The following is a 749-nucleotide window of genomic DNA, read 5'->3' as shown; positions in this document are numbered from 1 at the left end:
CCGGAACCCACGGATCTTCACCTGCTCATCCGCACGCCCCACAAACTCCAACTGCCCATCCACCCGCCACCGCACCAAATCCCCCGTCCGATACATCCGCCCACCCTCACCAAACGGACACGCCACAAACCGCTCCGCCGTCAACCCAGACCGATTCGCATACCCCCGCGCCAACCCCACACCCGACACATACAACTCACCCACCACACCCACACCCACCGGCCGCAAAAACCCATCCAACACAAACGCCCCCGCATTACGCACCGGACGCCCAATCGGAACACTCCCCACCACCCCCACACCCAACACACCACTCATCGCCGCACACACCGTCACCTCAGTCGGCCCATACGCATTCACCATCCGCCGACCCACCGACCACCGCTCCACCAACCCCACCGGACACACCTCACCCGCCACCACCAACGACTCCAACCCCTCCAACAACCCCTCCTCCACCGCCAACACACCCGGAGGAACCGTCACATGCGTCGCCCCCGACCGCACCAACGCCTCACCCAACGACACCACCGGCGGCAAACCACCCACCCCCGCCACCACCAACACCCCACCCGACCCCAACACCATGCACAACTCCGACACCGCCGCATCAAAACTCAACGACGCAAACTGCAACACCCGCGCCCCCACATACACCCCAAACCGCTCCACCTGCGCCAACGCCAAATTCACCAACCCCACATGCGACACCACCACACCCTTCGGCCGCCCCGTCGAACCCGACGTGT

The 749-nt window shown here is 64.8% G+C and carries 1 protein-coding gene; it reads right to left on the bottom strand.

What is annotated here, in order from left to right; all coding sequences use genetic code 11:
• On the bottom strand, nucleotides 1-749 hold a 749-nt coding region (locus tag KVT45_RS55075), incomplete at both ends, for an AMP-binding protein (protein WP_217562660.1).

The organism is Streptomyces sp. GbtcB6, assembly GCF_019091475.1.
Lineage (GTDB): Bacteria > Actinomycetota > Actinomycetes > Streptomycetales > Streptomycetaceae > Streptomyces > Streptomyces hyaluromycini.
Note: the sequence above shows the minus strand (reverse complement) of the source record. Positions and strands in the feature narration are given on the sequence as shown.